General features: G+C 70.4%; 24 protein-coding genes. 10 read left to right on the top strand and 14 right to left on the bottom strand.

Annotation, left to right across the window (positions count from 1 at the left end):
- Nucleotides 1-6 precede the first annotated feature (6 nt).
- Both ACFV7R_RS20390 and ACFV7R_RS20385 read right to left on the bottom strand, forming a co-directional pair.
- Nucleotides 7-1971, bottom strand: a complete 1965-nt coding sequence (locus ACFV7R_RS20390) for a trypsin-like peptidase domain-containing protein (protein WP_385265160.1) — start codon at nt 1969-1971, stop codon at nt 7-9.
- The gene (locus ACFV7R_RS20385; RefSeq protein ID WP_385265157.1) at nt 1964-2326 is read right to left on the bottom strand and encodes a CU044_2847 family protein; all 363 of its coding nucleotides are present in this window, start codon (nt 2324-2326) and stop codon (nt 1964-1966) included. Before ACFV7R_RS20385 ends, ACFV7R_RS20390 begins: the two co-directional genes overlap by 8 nt.
- Nucleotides 2327-2460: 134 nt before the next feature.
- Between ACFV7R_RS20385 and ACFV7R_RS20380 the strand changes: the two genes are divergently transcribed.
- Nucleotides 2461-2640, top strand: a complete 180-nt coding sequence (locus tag ACFV7R_RS20380) for a DUF6104 family protein (RefSeq protein WP_023586593.1) — start codon at nt 2461-2463, stop codon at nt 2638-2640.
- Nucleotides 2641-2696: 56 nt separating this feature from the next.
- Here the strand turns inward: ACFV7R_RS20380 and ACFV7R_RS20375 are convergent, their stop codons facing one another.
- Nucleotides 2697-3542: a hypothetical protein gene (locus ACFV7R_RS20375; protein ID WP_385265154.1), complete on the bottom strand. Its 846-nt coding sequence runs from the start codon at nt 3540-3542 to the stop codon at nt 2697-2699.
- Nucleotides 3543-3714: 172 nt separating this feature from the next.
- Here ACFV7R_RS20375 and ACFV7R_RS20370 point away from each other — a divergent pair, with 172 nt between their 5' ends.
- Nucleotides 3715-4656, top strand: a complete 942-nt coding sequence (locus ACFV7R_RS20370) for a DUF4097 domain-containing protein (protein ID WP_385265152.1) — start codon at nt 3715-3717, stop codon at nt 4654-4656.
- Nucleotide 4657: 1 nt separating this feature from the next.
- Entirely contained in the window at nt 4658-5710 is a 1053-nt protein-coding gene (locus ACFV7R_RS20365) for a helix-turn-helix transcriptional regulator (RefSeq protein ID WP_385265149.1), read from the top strand.
- Between the two features lie 89 nt (nt 5711-5799).
- Here ACFV7R_RS20365 and ACFV7R_RS20360 read toward each other — a convergent pair whose 3' ends face one another.
- From ACFV7R_RS20360 to ACFV7R_RS20345, 4 genes are all read right to left on the bottom strand, one after another.
- Nucleotides 5800-6363, bottom strand: coding sequence for a Clp protease N-terminal domain-containing protein (locus ACFV7R_RS20360; protein WP_385265146.1), 564 nt, complete (start codon nt 6361-6363; stop codon nt 5800-5802).
- Nucleotides 6363-6572: a helix-turn-helix domain-containing protein gene (locus ACFV7R_RS20355; protein ID WP_129802197.1), complete on the bottom strand. Its 210-nt coding sequence runs from the start codon at nt 6570-6572 to the stop codon at nt 6363-6365. The genes ACFV7R_RS20360 and ACFV7R_RS20355 overlap by 1 nt, the downstream gene beginning before the upstream one ends.
- Nucleotides 6573-6673: 101 nt before the next feature.
- A complete protein-coding gene (locus ACFV7R_RS20350) occupies nt 6674-7639 on the bottom strand; it encodes a zinc-binding dehydrogenase (RefSeq protein ID WP_129802198.1) in 966 nt (321 codons plus the stop codon).
- Nucleotides 7640-7891: 252 nt separating this feature from the next.
- Nucleotides 7892-9115: an NADP-dependent malic enzyme gene (locus ACFV7R_RS20345; RefSeq protein ID WP_385265142.1), complete on the bottom strand. Its 1224-nt coding sequence runs from the start codon at nt 9113-9115 to the stop codon at nt 7892-7894.
- 552 nt (nt 9116-9667) lie between these two features.
- Between ACFV7R_RS20345 and ACFV7R_RS20340 the strand changes: the two genes are divergently transcribed.
- Genes ACFV7R_RS20340 through ACFV7R_RS20330 form a run of 3 tightly spaced genes read left to right on the top strand, consistent with a single transcriptional unit; the run spans nt 9668 to nt 12413 of the window.
- The gene (locus ACFV7R_RS20340) at nt 9668-10630 is read left to right on the top strand and encodes an ABC transporter substrate-binding protein (RefSeq protein ID WP_385265139.1); all 963 of its coding nucleotides are present in this window, start codon (nt 9668-9670) and stop codon (nt 10628-10630) included.
- A 41-nt stretch (nt 10631-10671) separates the two neighbouring features.
- A complete protein-coding gene (locus ACFV7R_RS20335; protein ID WP_385265136.1) occupies nt 10672-11610 on the top strand; it encodes an amino acid ABC transporter permease in 939 nt (312 codons plus the stop codon).
- 50 nt (nt 11611-11660) lie between these two features.
- Complete coding sequence (locus ACFV7R_RS20330) at nt 11661-12413, top strand: amino acid ABC transporter ATP-binding protein (protein WP_385265322.1); 753 nt, start codon at nt 11661-11663, stop codon at nt 12411-12413.
- A 60-nt stretch (nt 12414-12473) separates the two neighbouring features.
- Here ACFV7R_RS20330 and ACFV7R_RS20325 read toward each other — a convergent pair whose 3' ends face one another.
- Nucleotides 12474-13244: a methyltransferase domain-containing protein gene (locus ACFV7R_RS20325; RefSeq protein ID WP_385265133.1), complete on the bottom strand. Its 771-nt coding sequence runs from the start codon at nt 13242-13244 to the stop codon at nt 12474-12476.
- A 112-nt stretch (nt 13245-13356) separates the two neighbouring features.
- Between ACFV7R_RS20325 and ACFV7R_RS20320 the strand changes: the two genes are divergently transcribed.
- Nucleotides 13357-13986: a CGNR zinc finger domain-containing protein gene (locus ACFV7R_RS20320; protein ID WP_385265130.1), complete on the top strand. Its 630-nt coding sequence runs from the start codon at nt 13357-13359 to the stop codon at nt 13984-13986.
- On the opposite strand, the gene sodX is transcribed toward ACFV7R_RS20320, so the two are convergent.
- Complete coding sequence (sodX, locus tag ACFV7R_RS20315; RefSeq protein WP_385265127.1) at nt 13890-14324, bottom strand: nickel-type superoxide dismutase maturation protease; 435 nt, start codon at nt 14322-14324, stop codon at nt 13890-13892. The genes ACFV7R_RS20320 and sodX overlap by 97 nt on opposite strands.
- Before the next feature lie 145 nt (nt 14325-14469).
- Between sodX and sodN the strand changes: the two genes are divergently transcribed.
- Nucleotides 14470-14865: a superoxide dismutase, Ni gene (gene sodN, locus ACFV7R_RS20310; protein ID WP_141312035.1), complete on the top strand. Its 396-nt coding sequence runs from the start codon at nt 14470-14472 to the stop codon at nt 14863-14865.
- A 204-nt stretch (nt 14866-15069) separates the two neighbouring features.
- Here the strand turns inward: sodN and ACFV7R_RS20305 are convergent, their stop codons facing one another.
- Complete coding sequence (locus ACFV7R_RS20305) at nt 15070-15579, bottom strand: GNAT family N-acetyltransferase (protein ID WP_129802281.1); 510 nt, start codon at nt 15577-15579, stop codon at nt 15070-15072.
- A gap of 102 nt (nt 15580-15681) precedes the next feature.
- Here ACFV7R_RS20305 and ACFV7R_RS20300 point away from each other — a divergent pair, with 102 nt between their 5' ends.
- Complete coding sequence (locus tag ACFV7R_RS20300; protein WP_385265124.1) at nt 15682-16305, top strand: LysE family translocator; 624 nt, start codon at nt 15682-15684, stop codon at nt 16303-16305.
- Nucleotides 16306-16326: 21 nt separating this feature from the next.
- Entirely contained in the window at nt 16327-17073 is a 747-nt protein-coding gene (locus tag ACFV7R_RS20295) for a VOC family protein (protein WP_385265121.1), read from the top strand.
- Between the two features lie 67 nt (nt 17074-17140).
- On the opposite strand, the gene ACFV7R_RS20290 is transcribed toward ACFV7R_RS20295, so the two are convergent.
- The 4 genes from ACFV7R_RS20290 to ACFV7R_RS20275 form a co-directional block, all read right to left on the bottom strand.
- Nucleotides 17141-18367, bottom strand: a complete 1227-nt coding sequence (locus ACFV7R_RS20290) for an RNA polymerase sigma factor (RefSeq protein ID WP_385265118.1) — start codon at nt 18365-18367, stop codon at nt 17141-17143.
- A gap of 30 nt (nt 18368-18397) precedes the next feature.
- The gene (locus tag ACFV7R_RS20285; RefSeq protein WP_385265115.1) at nt 18398-18811 is read right to left on the bottom strand and encodes a YciI family protein; all 414 of its coding nucleotides are present in this window, start codon (nt 18809-18811) and stop codon (nt 18398-18400) included.
- Between the two features lie 109 nt (nt 18812-18920).
- The gene (locus ACFV7R_RS20280) at nt 18921-19145 is read right to left on the bottom strand and encodes a hypothetical protein (RefSeq protein WP_385265112.1); all 225 of its coding nucleotides are present in this window, start codon (nt 19143-19145) and stop codon (nt 18921-18923) included.
- A 26-nt stretch (nt 19146-19171) separates the two neighbouring features.
- The gene (locus ACFV7R_RS20275; RefSeq protein ID WP_385265110.1) at nt 19172-19756 is read right to left on the bottom strand and encodes a dihydrofolate reductase family protein; all 585 of its coding nucleotides are present in this window, start codon (nt 19754-19756) and stop codon (nt 19172-19174) included.
- Nucleotides 19757-19770 lie beyond the last annotated feature (14 nt).

Genomic DNA, 19770 nt, shown 5'->3' with positions numbered 1-19770 from the left:
GGGTGCTCACAGGGGTGCGTCCAGGGTCTCGGTCTCCTCCGCGGGCAGTGGACGCCGCGGGTCGTCGTACAGGAGTGCGAGCGGCTCGGCCCAGGCGCGGTCCGCGCAGTGCTCGCTGATGTCCTGCCGGAGGTGGCGCAGCCGGTCGGGGAGTTCGGCCAGCGAGCCGAGGGTGCCGAGGAGTTCCTCCGCCTTGGCGTGGAGGGTGTCGCACGCCTCGGCGCAGGTGCGGGTGGCGTGGCCGTCGATGTGCCAGAGGGCCACGCCGTGCCCGTTGTCCAGGGCGAGCTTCATCGCGGTCCGGCCCGGTCCGCGCCCGGCGGGGCGGCACATCACGGGGATGTGGTCGAAGGCCGCGTCGCGATAGCTGCCGGCGCTGGACGCGACGCCGCGTTGCGGGGTGCGCCAGCCGGTGAAGTGCTGCTGGGCGGTCATGGCCTGCCAGCGTTCGGCCCACAGCTTGTCCGGTTCTCCCCGGCGTGCAAGGGAGCGCAGCACCACCCGGCGGCGGGCGCCGAGGTGTGCGGCATCGTCGAGCTGGGCGATGTCGTCGAACCGCCAGCGGTGCACGGCGGTGTCGAAGTACTCGGCGGGCAGGGCGACTTCGAGCGGCACGGGCAGGCCGGCGCGGTCCTTGGCGCGCAGCAGTTCGCTCAGCGGGCCGCGCAGAGCCTGGACGAGTTCGCCGGGGAGGTGGCCGTGGACGGAGTCGTCCGTCTGCCACAGCTCCGGTTCGTCGGACCCGTCACCGTCGTCGAACCAGATCTGCCAGAAGAAGCGGGTGGGCTGCGAGCCGATCACCGGGTCGAGCAGCACGGCGACCGTGGGGCCCTCGCCCGGGCCGGGATAGGGGATCACGATGCGCTCCGGTCCGTCCGCCACGGTGGGCCGGACCGCTTCGGGGAGCGTTGCGTCCCGGACGAAGTCGTGCATGTCCCGGCGTGGGTCCCGGCGCAGCCGCCGGTCGATCCAGTCGGCGAGCTGCGAACAGTCCCCGCCCCGGCAGCGTATGTACGCCTCGACGAACTTCAGATAGCGCAGGAAGGTGAGTGAGTCGAGCGGATGCGGGCCTTCGTAGAGCAGGCCGTGACCGTCGCGCCAGGTCTGCAGTTCGGGGGCCCGCCCCGGCCACCTCCGGCCGCTGCGGGCGCGGCTCGCGAGGACCTCCACGGTGGGCGCGTCGGGCGGGGCGGGCAGTGCGGCGAGCAGACGCAGCGCGGTGCGCCGGTCGTCCGGCGTCCACCGCTCACCGCCGTCGGCGGCGGGACCGGACTGCAGGTCGATCCAGTTGTCCCCGCTCTCGGAGAGCGGCTCGGTGCCGTGCCACCGGTCGTGGGCGGCGATGACGGTGCGGTACGTCTGTCCGAAGCGGCGCAGCGCCGATATGGCGACCGCCTTCCCGCCGTCCTGCTGCCGGCGACGGGACTTGACCAGTCCGACCACGGCTCCGGTGTCCGGATCGAGCAGCGGACCGCCGGAGACTCCGGCCGGGAAGTCGATGTCGGGCTTGATGATCAGCCCGTAGCCGTCCTCGTGGCCGTTGATCTCGGCGTCCACCGCGCGGGCGTGGGTGTGCGGCGGCTCCGGGTAGTAGCCGTACACCTTGACGGCGCCGGAGTGCCGTACGTCCCGGTCGGCGAGCCACACGCACTCGTGCTGGTGCTCGTCGGCGTCGCCCGCGAGCCGCACCAGGGCCAGGTCCTCCTCCAGCGGTACGACGGGCCGCTCCGGATGCGTGAGCAGCCAGGCCTCGAGCCGGGCCTCGGCGTCGACGCCCTCACCGCACACCCGGAACGTCAGGTCGCGACGGGCGGCGAGGTACGGGCGCACCACATGGGCGGCGGTCAGCACCCAGCCCGGGGCGACGAGGAATCCGCTGCCCCACAGCGGCTTGTCGTCGCCCTCGGCGGACAGCAGGTGGACGGTGGCGGCCTTGGCCAGGGCGTGCAGGCGTTCGGTGCGCTCAGTCATGCGCGGCCGGGTCCGGCGCGGCGGGGGCCTCGGCGGGCTGCCGGTCGAACTGCCACGTCAGCGTGACCTGCAGCGAGGCCTTGGCCTCTCCCCTGGCGAGCACGGCGACCGCGAGCCCCTCCTTGGCGGTCAGCTCCACCCCGAAGCTGATGGCGGCCTCGTCGGGCCGGGCCGAGCGCGCGGCGTCGAGCACGGTGCCGCCGACGGCCTTGATCAGCTCCTGGAGCTGTTCGACCTTGGCGAGGGCGGCGTCGGTGAAGCCGACGTCCTCCTGCTCCCCGTAGGCGTCCGCGCTGCCGATCCGGGCGGTGACGACCGTGCCGTCGGGCAGTTCGATGTCCTGGATGTGACTCATGCCGCTCCCCCGTCGAGCTTGCGTCCCGTCCAACCGGCCGCAGCCGGACCACACTTGAGCTGCGACGAGGCTAGCCGTACCGACGGTTCCGGTGCGAGTCCCCCGACCGGCCGAGTGGCGCATATTCTGAGGACATGTACTTCACCGACCGAGGCATCGAAGAACTGGAGAAGCGGCGCGGCGAGGAAGAGGTCACGTTCGAGTGGCTCGCCGAGCAACTGCGGACCTTCGTCGACCTGAACCCCGACTTCGAGGTACCGGTGGAGCGGCTGGCGACGTGGCTGGCGCGGCTGGACGACGAGGACGAGGAGTAGGTCCGGCCGGGGTTTGCCTGTGCGGGGCGCCTCGTTTGTGTGCGCCCGCTCGGCCGTCAGTCGCGCGGTCGGCCCAGCTCGTACGCCAGGCCCAGGGTGCCGTGGGCCAGGAGGAGCGCCCCCGCTGTGGTCCAGCCGCCGCTGTGATGGCGTAGGCCCCAGGCGGTGAGGGGGAGGCCCGCGGCGAGCTGGGCGAGGGCGAGCGCGCGGGCCCTGGGGTCGCCGGACCAGGGGAGGTACGGGCCGAGGCGGCCGTCCCCGACGTCGGGTTCCGTGCGGGACGCCGCGGGCCGGTCCGTCCCCTCGACCGTGCGGGCGTCCGGCTGGGCGCGGGCGGCCGCGCGGAGGCGGTCGGCGGATTCGCCGGGGCCGAGGCCTGCCGGCAGACGGACTCCCGCGCGCGTGAGCACGGCGAGCAGACCGCGCAGGCGGGCCGGGGCGTCGGCCGAGGGGTCGGGTTTCGTCAGGCGGTCCAGGGACCGCATGTCGAGGGCCGGGTCCAGGCCGAGGCACGCGGCGAAGGTGTGCATGGCCTCGTCCTCGCCGACCGGGGTGCCGCCCGAGAGCCAGACGTAGCCGACCGGGCGCCGGAAACCGGACGCGAGTGTGCAACCGGCGCGGTCCGCGTCCCACCACAGGGCGAGTACGGGCCAGGGGGCGCCGACGGCGAGAGCGGTGGCCCAGCCGGTGAGCACCCGGTCGACGGGCTCGGTGCCGTCCAGCCAGGGCCCGCCCTCCGGGACGAGGACGCTCCAGTTCTCGCCGGCCCGGGTGAGCACCATCCGGGCCCGCAGCAGACGGGCGGCGGGGGCCACGGCACGGGGGTGCGCCCGGCAGAGCAGCAGGGCGCCGGGAGCCACGGGATCGGCCCGGCCGTCGGCCCGGAACTCTTCCGTCGACATGCTCACACGCTAGGGCATTTGTCCCGGTTCGGAGACGGGCTGGTCACCAGAACGAGTGTCTTGACTTCCCGCGCCCACGATATATCGTGTTTTACGGAAGACGCGATATGGCGTGTCGAGGTCCGTCCGTCCGGTCCCGCGTGCGGCCCGGCAGGTCGAGGAGGTCAGCACCATGTCCGAGTGGTCCGTCGCCGAGCCGAGCAAGCTCACCTTCGACGACCCCGTGCGCGAACTTCACGTACGCATCGTCGACGGAACGGTGAACGTGGTGGGGACGGACGAAGGTTCCGCCCGCCTGGAGGTCAGTGAGATCGAGGGACCGCCCCTGGTGGTCACCCAGCAGGGCGGCACGCTCACCGTGGCGTACGAGGATCTGCCCTGGAAGGGCTTCCTGAAGTGGCTCGACCGCAAGGGCTGGCGCCGCAGCGCCGTCGTCTCGCTGGCGGTGCCGGTGAGCACGCGCGTCGAGGTGGGCGTGGTCAGCGCCGCCGCCGTGGTCTCCGGCGTCGAGGGGCGCGCGGAGGTGAAGGGCGTCTCCGGGGACACGACACTCGTGGGGCTGGCGGGCCCGGTCCGCGCGGACACCGTCTCCGGGAACGTGGAGGCCCAGGCCCTCTCCGGCGACCTGCGCTTCAACTCCGTCTCCGGTGACCTCACCGTCGTCGAGGGCGCCGGCTCCTCCGTCAAGGCGGACTCGGTGAGCGGATCGATGATCGTCGACCTCGACCCGGCGGGCAGCCCCACCGACGTCAGCCTGACCAGCGTCTCCGGCGAGATCGCCATCCGGCTGCCGCATCCGGCGGACGCGGAGGTGGAGGCCAACACCGCGAGCGGAGCGGTCTCCAACGCCTTCGAGGACCTCCGGGTCACCGGCCAGTGGGGCGCCAAGCGCATCACCGGCCGCCTCGGCACGGGCAGCGGCCGGCTGAAGGCCACGACCGTCTCCGGCTCCATCGCCCTGCTGCGCCGCCCGCCGGTGGAGGACGGGCCGTGGGACGGGCCGGCGGGCGGTCCACAGGACGACTCGGGGGACAATTCGGCGTCCGGCCGGAGCGAGGACACGACCCCGTCCAGCGCCCCGGCCGACGGTTCGACCGACAAGAAGGTGCTCTGACATGCCCCCCGTCTTCGCTCATGGCCGCCTCCGCCTCTACCTGCTGAAGCTGCTCGACGAGGCCCCACGCCACGGCTACGAAGTGATCCGCCTCCTCGAAGAACGCTTCCAGGGGCTGTACGCACCGTCGGCGGGCACGGTGTACCCGCGCCTGGCCAAGCTGGAGGCCGAGGGCCTGGTCACGCACACCACCGAGGGCGGCCGCAAGGTGTACGCCATCACGGACGCGGGCCGTGCCGAACTGGCCGACCGCAGCGGCGAACTGGCCGACCTGGAGCTGGAGATCCGCGAGTCGGTGGCGGAACTGGCCGCCGAGATCCAGGCCGATGTACGCGGCGCGGCGGGCGACCTGCGGCGCGAGATGCGGGCGGCGGCGACCGAGGCCCGCAAGGGCACCCAGGGCCGCGGCGCCGCCGGGGACTTCGGCGACTACGGTGACTACGGCGAGAAGGAAGCCTGGCGCCTCGCCAAGGAGGAGATGCGCCGGGTCAAGCAGGAGTGGAAGGAACAGGCCCGGCGCGCCAAGGACGAGAGCCGCAGGGCGCGCGAGGAGGCCCAGCGGGCCCGCCGCCAGGCCAAGGAGGCGCAGGACCAGGCCCGGGCGCAGGCGCAGGAGGAGGTGCAGCGCATCGCCCAGCGGGTCCAGGAGCAGGTGCAGGACCACTTCGCCCGGGGCGACTGGCCGACGGGGGTGCGCGAGGGCCTGACGGAACTGGCCAAGGAGTTCGGCGAGTTCGGCAAGGACTTCGGCATGGAGTTCGGCAAGGACCTCGGCTTCGGCCGCGGCAACGCCGCCAAGTCGACCGCGGGGCCGGAGCACTCGACGACACCGGAGGACTTCCCGGCCGGCTACGAGCCGACCTGGGCCCACGACACAGCCCCCACCGGCGACCCGGTCCGCGATCTGGACCGTCTCCTCGACCGCTTCCGGGACGACATCCGCGACACGGCCCGCGACCACGGCGTCACCGCGGACCAACTCCGCGAGGCCCGCCGCCATCTGTCGACGGCGGCGGCACACATCGGGGCGCTGCTGAGGACACCGAAGCGGTAGGCACAACCACAGCCGAAGGGCGGGGCCACCACCCCAACGCGCCCCGCCGCAGGCAAGCCGTCGTCCACCCTGAGGGCAACCGCCCCGGTTCAGCCCGTCCGGGTCTCTCCCCCGCCGTAGAGCACCCGCGTCACCGACTCGTACGTGACCCCGTGGTCGGCGAGGACCTCCGCTGCGACGCCCGGGCGGGACGTGAGCGCGAGCAGGATGTGCTCGTCGCCGATGCTCCGGTCCCGGCGGGCGACGGCGACACGCAGGGACTTCACGAGCACGTCCTTGGCGTCCGGGCCGAAGGAACGGTGCCCGCCCCACCACCCCCTGTCCTTCCGGTCCCCGGACATGGCACCCACGCCATGCGCCTCCTCCACCCGCGAAACGATCTCCGAGACATCGATCCCCAGCCCGGCCAGCGCATCGGTCTCGGCCTGCGACAGTCCCGCGCGACGCCGGGCCTCCTCCAGCGCCCCCGCCACCGACTCCGCACGCTCGGCGAGCCCCAGAGCGGCCAGCGCGAACGCACCCTTGCCGGCGCCCCGCTCCATCAGCGCGAGCAGCAGGTGCTCGGCATCGACGGTCTGCGCCCCCGACCTCTCGCACTGCTCGACGGCCCCCTTGACCACCGAACGGGCGTCCTCCGTAAACCGTTCGAACATCATCGCCTCCCGTACTTCTTGTGCACGGCCTGCCTGCTCACACCGAGTTCCGCGGCGATCTCCTGCCACGACCAGCCCTGGTTGCGCGCGCTGCGCACCTGGACGGCCTCCAACTGCTCCAGCAGCCTGCGCAGCGCGGCGACGGCCCGCAGCCCGACCCGCGGATCGCGGTCACCCGCTCGCTCGGCGAGTTCCGTAGCTTCGGTCATGATGTCAACCTAAATTGACACACACTCGCTCGTCAACCCCGGTTGACAACACAAACGACCGGCCCGAGACCCGGACCGGCCGTTGCAGTACCCGCACACCGTCAGCTGTTGGTGAGCACGATCTTCCCGAACTGCTCGCCCGACTCCATCCGTTCGAAGCCCTCGCGGGCCCGGTCCATCGGCAGCACCTCGTCGATGACGGGCCGCACCCCGGTGGCGGCACAGAAGGACAGCAGGTCCTCCAGTTCCTCCTTGGTGCCCATCGTCGAGCCGACGACCTTCAGCTCCAGGAAGAAGATCCGGGTCAGTTCGGCATGGGAGGGCCGGTCACCGCTCGTGGCGCCGGAAATGACCAGCGTGCCGCCGGGACGCAGGGACTTCACCGAGTGCGACCAGGTGGCCGCCCCCACCGTCTCGATCACGGCGTCCACCCGCTGCGGCAGCCGCGCCCCCGGCTCCACCGCCTCCACGGCCCCCAGCTCCAGGGCACGCTTGCGCTTGGCCTCGTCCCGGCTGGTCGCGAAGACCCGCAGCCCCGCGGCCTTGCCGAGCACGATCGCGGCCGTGGCGACACCACCACCGGCGCCCTGCACCAGCACCGAGTCACCGGGCCGTACCCCGGCGTTGGTGAACAGCATCCGATACGCCGTCAGCCAGGCCGTGGGCAGACAGGCGGCCTCCTCGAAGGACAGCTCCTTGGGCTTGGGCAGAACGTTCCACGTCGGTACGGCGACCCGCTCGGCGAACGTGCCCTGGTAGCGCTCGGTCAGGATGGACCGGGGTTCCTTCGGGCCGACGCCATGGCCGGTCTGGCCGATGACGGAGTGCAGGACGACCTCGTTGCCGTCCTCGTCGACACCGGCGGCGTCGCAGCCGAGGATCATCGGCAGCCGGTCCTCCGGGAGGCCCACGCCGCGCAGGGACCAGAGGTCGTGGTGGTTGAGGGAAGCGGCCCTGACATCGACGACACTCCAGCCGGGCCGGGCCTCGGGGGCCGGGCGCTCCCCCAACTCCAGGCCTGCGAGCGGCTGGTCACGATCGATTCGGGCGGCGTAGACAGCGAACATGAGCCCGACGATAGGTTCCCACTCCCCCCAACGGAACCGTACGCCCCTGTGACACACACCCACTTGCCAGAAACCGCCCACGACGCCCCAGCCACACCCGCACCCGCACCCGCACCCGCACCCGCACCCGCACCCGCCGACGGCGCCCAGCCCCCACAAGCGACGTCCACCCCTCAACGATCCGAACGGGTGGGCGGGTGGGAAAAGAAAAGAAAAATGGCCCCGCCCAACCGGACGGGGCCATAAAAACCCTCAGCGCCGAGCCACACCCTCCGCCCGCGCCGCCGCCGCAACCGCCGCGGTCACCGCGGGAGCGACCCGCTCGTCGAACGGCGACGGAATGACGTAGTCCGCAGCGAGGTCGTCCCCCACCACCCCCGCCAACGCCTCGGCCGCCGCGATCTTCATCCCCTCGGTGATCCGCGACGCCCGCACCTGCAGCGCACCCGCGAAGATCCCCGGGAACGCCAGCACGTTGTTGATCTGGTTGGGGAAGTCCGACCGCCCGGTCGCCACGACCGCCGCGTACTTGTGCGCCACATCGGGGTGCACCTCGGGATTCGGGTTGGCCATCGCGAACACGAACGCGCCCTCGGCCATGGAGGCGACCGCCTCCTCCGGCACCGTACCGCCGGAGACCCCGATGAAGACGTCCGCGCCCGCCAGGGCCGCCTCCAGCGACCCGGAGAGCCCCGCCTTGTTCGTGAAGGAGGCCAGCTCCCGCTTGACCGGCGTCAGGTCGTCCCGATCGGCCGACACGACACCCTTGCGGTCCGCGACCGCGACATCGCCGATGCCGGCCTCGATCAGCATCTTCGCGATGGCGACCCCCGCCGCGCCGGCGCCCGAGATGACGGCCCTGAGCTCCCCGAGCTCCTTCCCGCTCAGCCGCGCCGCGTTCCGCAGCGCGGCCAGCGTCACGACCGCCGTACCGTGCTGGTCGTCGTGGAAGACCGGGATGTCCAGCCGCTCCTGGAGCCTGCGCTCGATCTCGAAGCACCGCGGTGCCGAGATGTCCTCGAGGTTCACACCGCCGAAGGACGGGGCGAGCCGGACCACGGTCTCGATGATCTCGTCCACGTCGGTGCACGCCAACGCGATCGGCACGGCGTCCACGCCGCCGAACTGCTTGAACAGAATCGCCTTGCCCTCCATCACCGGGAGGGAGGCCTCGGGCCCGATGTCACCGAGCCCGAGCACGGCCGTGCCGTCGGTCACGACGGCGACGACGGACGACTTCCACGTGTAGTCGTGGACGAGGTCCGGCTGCTCGGCGATCGCGGTGCACACCTTCGCGACGCCGGGCGTGTACGCCAGGGACAGGTCGTCCTTGTCCCGGACCGGCACGGTGGCCTGCACGGCCATCTTGCCGCCGCGGTGCAGCGCGAACGCCGGATCGAAGGAATCGAGGGGCTCTGCCCCGCCCTCCTGCTCCGTATTGCTGTCGCTGCGAGGATTGACGATCTCCGCTGCCACTTTGTTTTACCCCTTAAGTCTTCATGGTTTGAGGGTTGACCACTCCTGGTGAGGGGTGGGCGGGCACCGCGTACGGCCCTGGGGAGTGATGCGTACGGGCACATACGCGACGGGCGCGCCGCACACGCGCCCTGAGCCCCGGATGAGGGGTGTAAAGAACCTTCTTACCTGACGGAGGGTGTCGTCGACGAGTCGATAGCGCGAAGCTCACATGCCAGTGACATGACTCATGCCCGAATATGGGGACAAGGCCTCGACAAACCGCCGACAACCACTCAACGGACACAGGACACCGGCTATCGAACAGCCGCATCCTGAGACACACCGAAGATCTTCCTGCCGGAACCGGGGATTCCCGTAGAAGATCCGGTCGGGATGTCCCGGAGTGGTCCGGTTCGAGGGACACTCGTTATCCGATTTTGACATCGCGGGTCACCTGAATGGTCCAGTCCGAATGGCAAGATGCGGTAATCACACGAGGTCGCGACACCCGAAGCTGTGTGTTCTCGTCGACCCATCGGCAACTCCACCCATCCGCCGGAGGAACCCACAATGACCGCCAGCTCCACCCGTCGTACGACCGCCGCGCGTTCCCGGCTAGCCGCGGTCGGTGCGATCGCGGTCGCAGGTGCCCTGCTGCTCACCGGCTGCGGTGACCAGACGGAGAACGGCGGCGGCTCGGACAGCACGGACGCGACGACCGTGGCCGCCCCGCTGGCCGACAAGCTGCCCAAGGAGATCCGCGACAAGGGCGTCATCAAGGTCGGTTCGGACATCGCGTACGCGCCGGTCGAGTTCAAGGACAGCTCCGGCAAGACGGTCGGTATCGACCCCGACATCGCCGCCGCCATGGGCAAGCAGCTCGGCGTGACGTTCCAGTTCGAGAACGGCACGTTCGACACCCTCATCACCGGTCTGCGCTCCAAGCGCTACGACATTGCCATGTCCGCGATGACCGACACCAAGGACCGCCAGGAGGGCATCGACTCCGACACCGGCAAGAAGGTCGGTGAGGGCGTCGACTTCGTGGACTACTTCACCGCCGGTGTCTCGATCTACACCAAGAAGGGCGACGACCAGGGCATCAAGACCTGGTCCGACCTGTGCGGCAAGAAGATCGTGGTGCAGCGCGGCACGGTCTCCGAGGACCTCGCCAAGGCCGAGGCGAAGAACTGCCCGAAGGGCAAGAAGCTCTCCATCGAGGCCTTCGACAACGACCAGCAGGCCCAGACCCGCCTGCGCGCGGGCGGCGCCGACGCCGGCTCCTCCGACTTCCCGGTCGCCGCGTACGCGGTGCAGACCTCCGGCGGCGGCAAGGACTTCCAGCTCGTCGGCGAGCAGGTCGAGGCCGCCCCGTACGGCATCGCGGTCGCCAAGAACAACACCCAGCTGCGGGACGCCCTGCAGGCGGCCCTGGATGCGATCATCGCGAACGGCGAGTACGACAAGATCATAAAGAAGTGGGGCGTCGAGGACGGCGCCGTCGACAAGGCCGCCATCAACGGCGGCAAGTGATCGCTCGGTCGGCGACCAGCGACCACTGAAAGGCAACACCCGTGACTGTTGACATCGACAAGACGACGGGTCCGGCCGACACGCCCCCGGCCGGACCGGAGGCCATCAAGGCCATCCCGGTCCGGCACTACGGGCGGTACGTCTCCGCCGTCGTCGCGATCGCACTGCTCGGTGCGGTCGTGTACGCGTTCTCCCAGGGCAAGATCAACTGGGACGCGATCCCGGACTACTTCTTCGACGACCGCGTCCTCAGCGGTGTGGGCAAGACGCTGCTGCTGACCGCCCTGTCCATGGCGATCGGCATCGTCGGCGGCATCCTGCTCGCCGTGATGCGGCTGTCGAAGAACCCCGTGACCTCCGCCATCGCGTGGTTCTACATCTGGTTCTTCCGCGGCACCCCGGTCCTGGTCCAGCTCATCGTCTGGTTCAACCTGGGCCTGGTCTTCGAGTACATCAACCTCGGTCCGGTCTACCGGGACGAGTGGTCGGACTTCATGACCCCGTTCCTGACCGCGCTGCTCGGCCTGGGTCTCAACGAGGCCGCGTACATGGCCGAGATCTGCCGCGCCGGTCTGCTCGCGGTCGACGAGGGCCAGACCGAGGCGGCGCACGCGCTGGGCATGAGCCACGCCAAGACGCTGCGCAGGATCGTCATCCCGCAGGCGATGCGCGTGATCGTGCCGCCGACGGGCAACGAGGTCATCAACATGCTGAAGACGACCTCGCTGGTCTCGGTCGTCCAGTACTCCGAACTGCTCCGCGTGGCCCAGGACATCGGCCAGACGTCCGGTGCCCCGGCCGAGATGCTGTTCCTCGCCGCGGCCTGGTACCTCCTGCTGACCTCGGTGTTCAGCGTCGGCCAGTACTACCTTGAGAGGTACTACGCCCGGGGCTCCAGCCGGCAGCTGCCGCCCACGCCGTGGCAGAAGATCAAGAAGAACGTGCTCTCCCTGTCGAGCCGGAAGGGAGTCACGGCATGACCGAGAACGTGAGCAAGACGGACACCTCCGCGGAGCACTCCGTCGTCCCGATGGTCAAGGCCGAGGGCGTCCACAAGTCCTTCGGCCACGTCGAGGTCCTCAAGGGCATCGACCTGGAGGTGAAGACCGGCGAGGTGTTCTGCCTCATCGGCCCCTCCGGCTCCGGCAAGTCGACGTTCCTCAGGTGCATCAACCACCTGGAGAAGATCAACGCCGGGCGCCTGTACGTCGACGGGGAGCTGGTCGGCTACCGCCAGAAGGGCGACAAGCTGTACGAGCTCAGGGACAGCGAGGTCGCACTGAAGCGCCGGGACATCGGCATGGTCTTCCAGCGCTTCAACCTGTTCCCGCACATGACGGCGCTGGAGAACGTCATGGAGGCCCCGATCCAGGTCAAGGGCACCAGCAAGGCCCAGGCCAGGGAGCGGGCGGCACAGCTCCTGGACCGGGTGGGCCTGGCCGACAAGGCCGGGAACTACCCGTCGCAGCTCTCCGGCGGCCAGCAGCAGCGCGTGGCGATCGCCCGGGCCCTCGCGATGGACCCGAAGCTGATGCTGTTCGACGAGCCGACCTCGGCGTTGGACCCGGAGCTGGTCGGTGACGTCCTCGACGTCATGCGCGACCTGGCCGAGTCCGGTATGACGATGGTCGTCGTCACCCACGAGATGGGCTTCGCCCGCGAGGTGGGCGACAGCCTGGTCTTCATGGACGGCGGTGTGGTCGTCGAGTCCGGCAACCCGCGCGACGTCCTGACCGACCCGCAGCACGAGCGCACGAAGGCGTTCCTGTCGAAGGTGCTCTGACGGTAGGCAGCAGAAGGGGCGGTACGGAGACTTCCGTACCGCCCCTTCTCCTGTCCGGCCTTACTTGAGCGCCAGCAACAGCGTGTCCGACGGCGAGCACCACACCGGACGCGCCTCCGCGAAGCCCTTGTCGCGCAGTACGCGCGCGTGCCAGGCGGCGGACGGCATGTCGCCGTCGGCGTGGTCGCCGTAGATCTCGAAGCGGCGGGCGGTGGGCGCGGCGAGGACCGGATCCTTGGCGGCGAGCTGCCACCATTCGGCCCAGTCGAGGGCGCCGGCCTTCTGCGCCTGGTCCATGCGGGCGTGCCGCAGGGTGCGCTCGGCCGCGTTGATACGGGGCGTGGTGTCGTCGATCATGTGGTCGGCGTTCATGAAGACGCCGCCGTGCCGGACGAGCCCGGCGATCCGGCCGTAGAGCGCCTCGAGGGGTTCGGCGTGCAACCAGTGCAGCGCAGTGGCGGTGAGGACGGCGTCGTACGTGTCGTACGGCAGCCGGGCGGGCCAGTCCGGGTCCTTGAGGTCCGCCTCGACGAAGGTGACACGGTCGTCGCCGTCGAAGGTGCCGCGGGCGATGGCGAGCAGCGCGGGGTCGAGGTCGATGCCGGTGCTGGTGGCCTTGGGGAAGCGGTCGAACAGGCGGGCGGTGATGCTGCCCGTGCCGCAGGCGAGGTCGAGGACGCGCGGCTCGTCGCCGGTGAAGGCCTCGACCATGTCCAGCATGACCCGGAAGCGTTCTTCCCGGTCGGGCATGTACCACTCCTGTTGCCGGTCCCAGCTGCGCTGCCAGGCCTGCCAGTCGGTACCGGTGGCAGTGGTCTCCATGTCCGTCATTGGCACCCCTCCGTCACGCTCGTCGCGCGACACGACGCGTAATACCCTGGAAGCACGATCGTCTATTACGCGACCGCACCACGACCATAGAGCCCCTTCGTAAGGACTACAAGTGGAACTGGCCTATTACTCGGATTACGCCGTACGTCTCGTCAACAGCGAGGAACCGGCCCGGGGCAAGGACTCACTGACCTCGGTCGAGGCCGTCCGCGACCTGTTCGGCGGCAACCAGTCGGCGGCCCGCCGCGCCACCGACGCGGACGTGACGCGGTTCCGCTCGGTCCGGGCCCGGCTGCGTGCGGTCTTCGAGGCGGCCGACAGCGGTGACGAGACGCTCGCGGTGGACCTGCTGAACTCCCTGCTCCTTGAGTTCCCGGTGAGCCCGCAGATCTCCGGGCACGACTTCCGCGACGACGACGGCCGCCCGCTGTGGCACATGCACCTCGCGGACCACCCGTCGAACGCCACCGCGGGCTACGCGGCGATCGCGGCGATGGGCCTGGCCTTCCACCTCACGGAGTACGGCGTGGACCGCCTGGGCCTGTGCGAGGCGACCCCGTGCCGCAACGCCTACCTCGACACCTCCACCAACCGCTCCCGGCGCTACTGCTCCGACCGCTGCGCCACCCGTGCCAACGTGGCCGCCTACCGCGCCCGCAAACGCCTGGAGGCCGACCGGTCGGAGAAGACGGGCCGGGCCGCCGACAGCGCCCAGCGCAGCACCGCGAGCAGCGAACGCTGATCGGCCCGCCGCGGCCGGTACCGGAACCGCACCCGCCCCAGCACCAGCTCCTCCGGCACGGTGCCGTAATCCGTACTGTCGCCACCGGCGTACGCGTTGTCCCCGAGCACCCACCAGCCGCCCTCGCGGCGCTCCGCGGCCCGCTTGACCACCAGCAGGTCCTGCTGGAACGGATGACGCAGGACGACGACGTCGCCAGGCCGGATCCGAGCGCCGTAGCGCACCACGAGCCGGTCCCCGTGGAACAGCGTCGGCACCATGGAGGGACCGGTCACCTCGGCCGCCCCGAAGGGCAGCAGCGTCCCCCTGCACTCGCTCTCCTCCGACAGTTCCGGCATCCCCGGCACCTCCCCTGTTCGACGCTCCACCAGTCTCAGTCTCACCCCGGACTTTTGTCCTAAGCCCATGGGGGCACTCGCGAAATCCCGTCCCTCAGGGAGTAATGTCCCACCTGAGAAGACGATCACGAGGAAGGAATGCTCCATGCTTTCCCGCCTGTTTGCCCCCAAGGTCAAGGTCAGCGCACACTGCGACCTGCCCTGCGGTGTGTACGACCCGGCCCAGGCCCGCATCGAGGCGGAGTCGGTGAAGGCCATCCAGGAGAAGATGGCCGGCAACGACGACCCGCACTTCCAGGCTCGCGCCACCACCATCAAGGAACAGCGCGCCGAACTGGCCAAGCACCACGTCTCCGTGCTGTGGAGCGACTACTTCAAGCCCCCGCACTTCGAGAAGTACCCCGAGCTGCACCAGCTGGTCAACGACACCCTGAAGGCCCTCTCGGCCGCCAAGGCGTCCACCGACCCGGCCACCGGCCAGAAGGCGCTGGACTACATCGCCCAGATCGACAAGATCTTCTGGGAGACCAAGAAGGCCTGACCTTCGATCATGCCACTTGACCTGCGATTTCCTTGGTCGCCTGGTCTCCCTCCCCGCACCCGGCCCGCAGGCCGCCGAACACGGCGTGCATGACGGTCCGGGTGCGGTCTTGTTCGCCCTGCCGCCGACGAGCGTAGACAGGCAGCGTTCTCGGCCCCGCCACGCCCGATGGCGTCAGCGACGGAGGTCGCATACCGCTCCGTCCTACAGGGCGGAGGTCTGGTTGAGGACAGCTGGGGCCTGGTCAGCGAGTTCCCTGAGGGGTTCACCGCTCAGCCGGCATACCGTCCACTCGTCCAGAAACTCCACGCCGAGCGACTTGTAGAAGTCGATCGTCGGCTCGTTCCAGGCCAGGACCCACCATTCGAAGCGCTCGTAGCCGTGTCGCTCGCAGATCGCGGCCAGGGAGGCGAGCAGGGCCTTGCCGTGACCCCCGCCTCGGGCGTGCGGTCGTACGTAGAGGTCCTCCAGGTGCACGCCGCGCGTGCCGGTCCAGGTCGAAAAGCGCGGGAACCACAGGGCATAACCCACGGTCTCGCCCGTCCCGTCATCCTCGGCGATCAGTGCGAAGGCGGCGGGATGCTCGCCGAACAGCGCCTCGCGGAGCTGTTCCTCGGTCGCACGGGCCTGCTCAACAGCCCGTTCGTACTCGGCTAGTTCGCGGATCATCGCGCGGATCTCCGCGACGTCGTTCACAGTGGCGGCCCGGATCATGGCGAAGATCATCGGTCACCGTGCCGAGCCGTGTCCATCCCATTCGGCGCCCTTCCGAGAAAGGCCTTGTGGGGCATCAACAAGCTTGGCGATGCTGCCCCGATGATGACTTCCGTCGTTGCGTTCGTCGGTGCGGCCTTCCTGATCGCCATGGTGCCGGGGCCGAGCACGGTCGTGATCCTGCGTCGGGCGGTGGTGAACGGCCGCAGGACCGGCACGGCCACGGTCCTGGGCAACGAGTGCGGGGTGCTGGTGTGGGGCCTTGCCGCAGCCTTCGGTCTCTCGGCCCTGCTGCTGGCCTCTGAGGTCGCCTACGACGTCATCCGGATCGTCGGCGCCGCGGTGCTGGTGTGGATGGGAGCGCGTGCCTTGTGGCAGGCGCGGCGGGCCGCGGGGCCGGCTGAGGGACCGGCGGAATCAGCCGCGGTGTCGCTTCGGAGGGCGTACTGGCAGGGTCTGGTCACCAACTTCGCCAATCCCAAAGCCGGCGTGTTCGCCGTCTCCTTCCTGCCGCAGTTCGTTCCGCACGAAGCCCCTGTACTTCCGGCACTGCTCGCCTTCTCGGTGATCTGGGCCCTCGTCGACCTGATCTGGTATCTACCGCTGGTCTGGCTGGCCGGGCGGGTGGGAGGAGTGCTTCAGCGACAGTCCGTTCGGCGCCGTATGGAACAGGTCTGCGGGACGGTCCTCGTCGGGCTGGGGGTGCGCCTGGCCACCGAGTCCTGACGGCCCTTTACGATCGCGGCCATGACCATCCGCTGGACCTACGCCTTCATCGACCGCCCCGCCGATCTCCTCGACCGGGCCCACGACTTCTGGACTGCCGTCACCGACACCCGGTTGTCCGAACCCCGGGGTGAGAAGGAGGAGTTCGCGACTCTTCTGCCGGTTCGGGGGACCGCGGACGCGTGCGTGAAGACGCAGGGTGTCGAGTCCGGGACCGGCGGCGCACATCTCGACTTCGCCGTCGACGACGTACGGGAGTTCGTCGCGTCGGCGCTGCGGCTCGGGGCGGAGGAAGTCGTCGAGCACGAGGGGTGGGCCGTACTGCGGTCGCCTGCGGGGCAGTTGTTCTGTGCCGTGCCGTGGCACGGGGAGTCGGTGCGGCCGCTCGTGGTGCGTGGCAGTCGGCTCGATCAGGTGTGCATCGACGTCCCGCCTTCGTCGTACAACACGGAGGTCGCCTTCTGGGGTGGGCTGCTGGGCGATTGGGAGTCCCTGCCGGGTGCCCTGCCCGAGTTCCATGTGGTCAAGCCGCCGCCCGGACTGCCGGTGCGGATGCTGTTGCAGCGGCTGGGCACCGAACGGCCGGTCTCCGCCCATCTCGACCTCGCCTGCGCCGACATCGAGGCGACCCGCGCCGAGCACGAGCGGCTCGGCGCACGGCTGATGCACCGTGGCGCCCACTGGGCGGTGATGCGCGACCCGGCGGGCGGCACGTACTGCCTGACGGGGCGGGACCCGGACACGGGCGGGCTGCCCAGCCTGCCTTGAAGACGCAGGCGTAGGCGTACGCGCCGTCCTCATCGGGTGGGGCGTGGGCCTCGGGCATGGGGCAACGTCACGGCCTCAGTCGCGCGGCCCGCGCCTGCAGGTACCGCTGCTCCGGCAGGCTCAGCGTTCTGGCGGCCGCCGACTCGTAGGCGGCGCGGGCGGCCTCGTACTCCCCGGTCCGCTCCAGGAGGTGGGCGCGCACGGCGTCCAGGCGGTGACTCGCGCTCAAGTCGGGCTCCAGCGCGTCCAGTTCCGCGAGACCGGCGCGCGGTCCGTCGGCCATCGCGACGGCGACGGCACGGTTGAGGCGCTCGACGGGGCCGGGCACCAGCCGTACCAGGATGTCGTACAGGCCGAGGATCTCCCGCCAGTCGGTCGCCTCGGCGGACGGGGCCTCGTCGTGCACCGCCGCGATCGCGGCGCGCAGTTGGTACGGGCCCGGGCGTCCGCCGGCCAGCGCCCGGGTGACCAGGGCGACACCCTCCTCGATCGCCGCCTTGTCCCAGCGGTCGCGGTCCTGTTCGTCGAGCGGGACGAGCTCGCCGTGCGGGCCGGTACGCGCGTCCCGGCGGGCGTCGGTGAGCAGCATCAGGGCCAGCAGGCCGGCCACCTCGCCGTCGTCGGGGAGCAGACGGTGGACCGTGCGGGTGAGCCGGATCGCCTCGCCCGCCAGTTCGTGCCGCTGGAGCGCCGCGCCGGAGGTCGCCGTGTAGCCCTCGTTGAAGATGAGGTAGAGGGTGTGCAGGACGGCGGGCAGGCGTTCCGCCCAGTTGTCCGGCCGTCCGAAGCGCACGCCCCGTACCTTCTGCTTGGCCCGGCTGATCCTCTGCGCCATGGTCGCCTCCGGAACCAGGCAGGCGCGGGCGATCTCCGCCGTCGTCAGACCACCGACCGCCCGCAGGGTGAGCGCGAGCTGCGAGGGCGGGGTCAGGTCCGGGTGGCAGCACAGGAAGAGCAGGGTGAGGGTGTCGTCCTCGCGCGGGGCGCGGTCCGCGCCCGGCGGCGGGGCGATGAAGGTGTCGGGCGGGGTGAGCGCCGCCGCCCGCTCTTCGCGCCGGCGCCGCGCCTCCTCGCTGCGCAGCGTGTCGGTCAGCCGACGTGAGGCGACCCTGATGAGCCAGCCGCGCGGATTGTCCGGGACACCGTCCGACGGCCAGCGGTCGGCAGCCGCGAGGAGTGCCTCCTGTACGGCGTCCTCGGCGGCGTCGAAGTGCCCGTACCGCCGTACGACGGCACCGAGGACCTGCGGCGCGTGCCGGCGCAGCAGGCCCTCGATCTCGTGGGTGCGGTTCATCGAAGGCTCGGACGGCCGTGGTCCGAGGGCTCAGATGTCCCCGGCGCCGTCCATGATGGGCCGGATCACCACCGGATAGTTGGGGGCACCGGCCGGTTGGGGGCACCGGGTCACCCGCTCGGCGATCTCCGTGACCCGCTCCAGGCTCGCGCACTCCAGGACCCAGTAACCGGCCAGCAGCTCCTTGGTCTCGCTGTACGGTCCGTCCGTGATCACGGCCTTTCCGTCCTCACCCAGCGTGACCAGCCGGGTCCGGGCAGGCTCGGCGAGACCTTGGCCGTCGACGAGCTCGCCGGACTCGGAGAGGTCGTTGTTGATCGCGTTCATGTAGGCGTACATGGCCTGGAGCTCCTCCTCGCTCCAGGCCGGGGACTGCGCGGAGGCCCTGCCCCGCATCGCCTCGTAGTCCACCTGTGTGCCCTGCACCATGACCAGGTACTTCATGAGTCCGCTCCTTCGGCTCGGCCACCCTCCATGGGCGGCTCTCGTACGGGACGTCGGAGCCGACCACGGATTCTCGACACGGCTTCCGGAATTTTTTCGGCAGTCCGGTTCAGGGCTTCTTGGCTTGACTCAGGGGATGGGGTTCCTTCGCCTCGGGCGGGCCGGGCCGCCGCTCGGTGACGTGCTCGGCGTCGCCTCCGGCGTATGCCTCGCACTTGGGGTTCCGGCACGGGCCGGCAACCCACGTCGGCACCCATGCGCCCAGCGTCTTGTGGCGCCGGACGACCGTTTCGACTGGCTGTCCGCAGACGGGACAGGCTTTTTCGCTGTCCATGTCCTCAGGGTAGGGCGGACGGCGGCTCAGCGCTTCCTGCTGTACGTCCTTACCAGGGCTCCGTTGCCGAACGTGCGCGTCGACTCCAGCGCGAACTCGTGGACAGCGGTGCCGGAGCCGAACATCGGCATGCCGCTGCCCAGCACGATCGGGTACGTCTTGACGACCAGTTCGTCGATCTCGTCGATCAGCTCGCCCGCGAGCTGCGAGCCGCCGCACAGGTAGATGTCGAACTCGCCGGCCTCAGCCTTCAGTTCGCGGACCTTGCCGACCAGGTCCTCGGTGATGATCTCGACGTTGGGGTCGGGTGACTCCTTCAGGGTGCGCGAGGCGACGTACTCGCGCAGATGGGCGTACGGACTGGTGATGCCCTCCTTCAGCGCCAGGTCGTAGCTGCTGCGGCCCTGGACGATGGTGTCGAACTGCTGGTTCGGCAGGTCGTCGATGCCGAGGGAGCGACGGCCGTGGGTCGGCAGGGTGTCCGGGTATTCCGTCGTGAGGTACTCGAGGAACTCCGGGTCGAGGAAGGACAGCATGGAGGAGGCGTCGCCGCTCGGGTCGCCGATGAAGCCGTCGATCGAGCAGGCGATGTAGTACACGAGCTTTCGCAAGCTGGTCTCTTTTC

Source organism: Streptomyces sp. NPDC059866, assembly GCF_042731325.1.
GTDB lineage: Bacteria > Actinomycetota > Actinomycetes > Streptomycetales > Streptomycetaceae > Streptomyces > Streptomyces flavusporus.
Note: the sequence above shows the minus strand (reverse complement) of the source record. Positions and strands in the feature narration are given on the sequence as shown.

Bases quoted from the DNA above. Each gene is read 5' to 3' on its own strand.
- ACFV7R_RS20300 (WP_385265124.1), top strand. From the start codon at position 15,682: ATGATGACTTCCGTCGTTGCGTTCGTCGGTGCGGCCTTCCTGATCGCC.
- ACFV7R_RS20330 (WP_385265322.1), top strand. From the start codon at position 11,661: ATGGTCAAGGCCGAGGGCGTCCACAAGTCCTTCGGCCACGTCGAGGTC.
- ACFV7R_RS20290 (WP_385265118.1), bottom strand. From the start codon at position 18,367: ATGAACCGCACCCACGAGATCGAGGGCCTGCTGCGCCGGCACGCGCCG.
- ACFV7R_RS20340 (WP_385265139.1), top strand. From the start codon at position 9,668: ATGACCGCCAGCTCCACCCGTCGTACGACCGCCGCGCGTTCCCGGCTA.
- ACFV7R_RS20370 (WP_385265152.1), top strand. From the start codon at position 3,715: ATGTCCGAGTGGTCCGTCGCCGAGCCGAGCAAGCTCACCTTCGACGAC.
- ACFV7R_RS20355 (WP_129802197.1), bottom strand. From the start codon at position 6,572: ATGACCGAAGCTACGGAACTCGCCGAGCGAGCGGGTGACCGCGATCCG.
- ACFV7R_RS20380 (WP_023586593.1), top strand. From the start codon at position 2,461: ATGTACTTCACCGACCGAGGCATCGAAGAACTGGAGAAGCGGCGCGGC.
- ACFV7R_RS20280 (WP_385265112.1), bottom strand. From the start codon at position 19,145: ATGGACAGCGAAAAAGCCTGTCCCGTCTGCGGACAGCCAGTCGAAACG.
- ACFV7R_RS20325 (WP_385265133.1), bottom strand. From the start codon at position 13,244: ATGACGGACATGGAGACCACTGCCACCGGTACCGACTGGCAGGCCTGG.
- ACFV7R_RS20385 (WP_385265157.1), bottom strand. From the start codon at position 2,326: ATGAGTCACATCCAGGACATCGAACTGCCCGACGGCACGGTCGTCACC.
- sodN (WP_141312035.1), top strand. From the start codon at position 14,470: ATGCTTTCCCGCCTGTTTGCCCCCAAGGTCAAGGTCAGCGCACACTGC.
- ACFV7R_RS20375 (WP_385265154.1), bottom strand. From the start codon at position 3,542: ATGTCGACGGAAGAGTTCCGGGCCGACGGCCGGGCCGATCCCGTGGCT.
- ACFV7R_RS20295 (WP_385265121.1), top strand. From the start codon at position 16,327: ATGACCATCCGCTGGACCTACGCCTTCATCGACCGCCCCGCCGATCTC.
- ACFV7R_RS20305 (WP_129802281.1), bottom strand. From the start codon at position 15,579: ATGATCCGGGCCGCCACTGTGAACGACGTCGCGGAGATCCGCGCGATG.
- sodX (WP_385265127.1), bottom strand. From the start codon at position 14,324: ATGCCGGAACTGTCGGAGGAGAGCGAGTGCAGGGGGACGCTGCTGCCC.
- ACFV7R_RS20390 (WP_385265160.1), bottom strand. From the start codon at position 1,971: ATGACTGAGCGCACCGAACGCCTGCACGCCCTGGCCAAGGCCGCCACC.
- ACFV7R_RS20350 (WP_129802198.1), bottom strand. From the start codon at position 7,639: ATGTTCGCTGTCTACGCCGCCCGAATCGATCGTGACCAGCCGCTCGCA.
- ACFV7R_RS20360 (WP_385265146.1), bottom strand. From the start codon at position 6,363: ATGTTCGAACGGTTTACGGAGGACGCCCGTTCGGTGGTCAAGGGGGCC.
- ACFV7R_RS20365 (WP_385265149.1), top strand. From the start codon at position 4,658: ATGCCCCCCGTCTTCGCTCATGGCCGCCTCCGCCTCTACCTGCTGAAG.
- ACFV7R_RS20285 (WP_385265115.1), bottom strand. From the start codon at position 18,811: ATGAAGTACCTGGTCATGGTGCAGGGCACACAGGTGGACTACGAGGCG.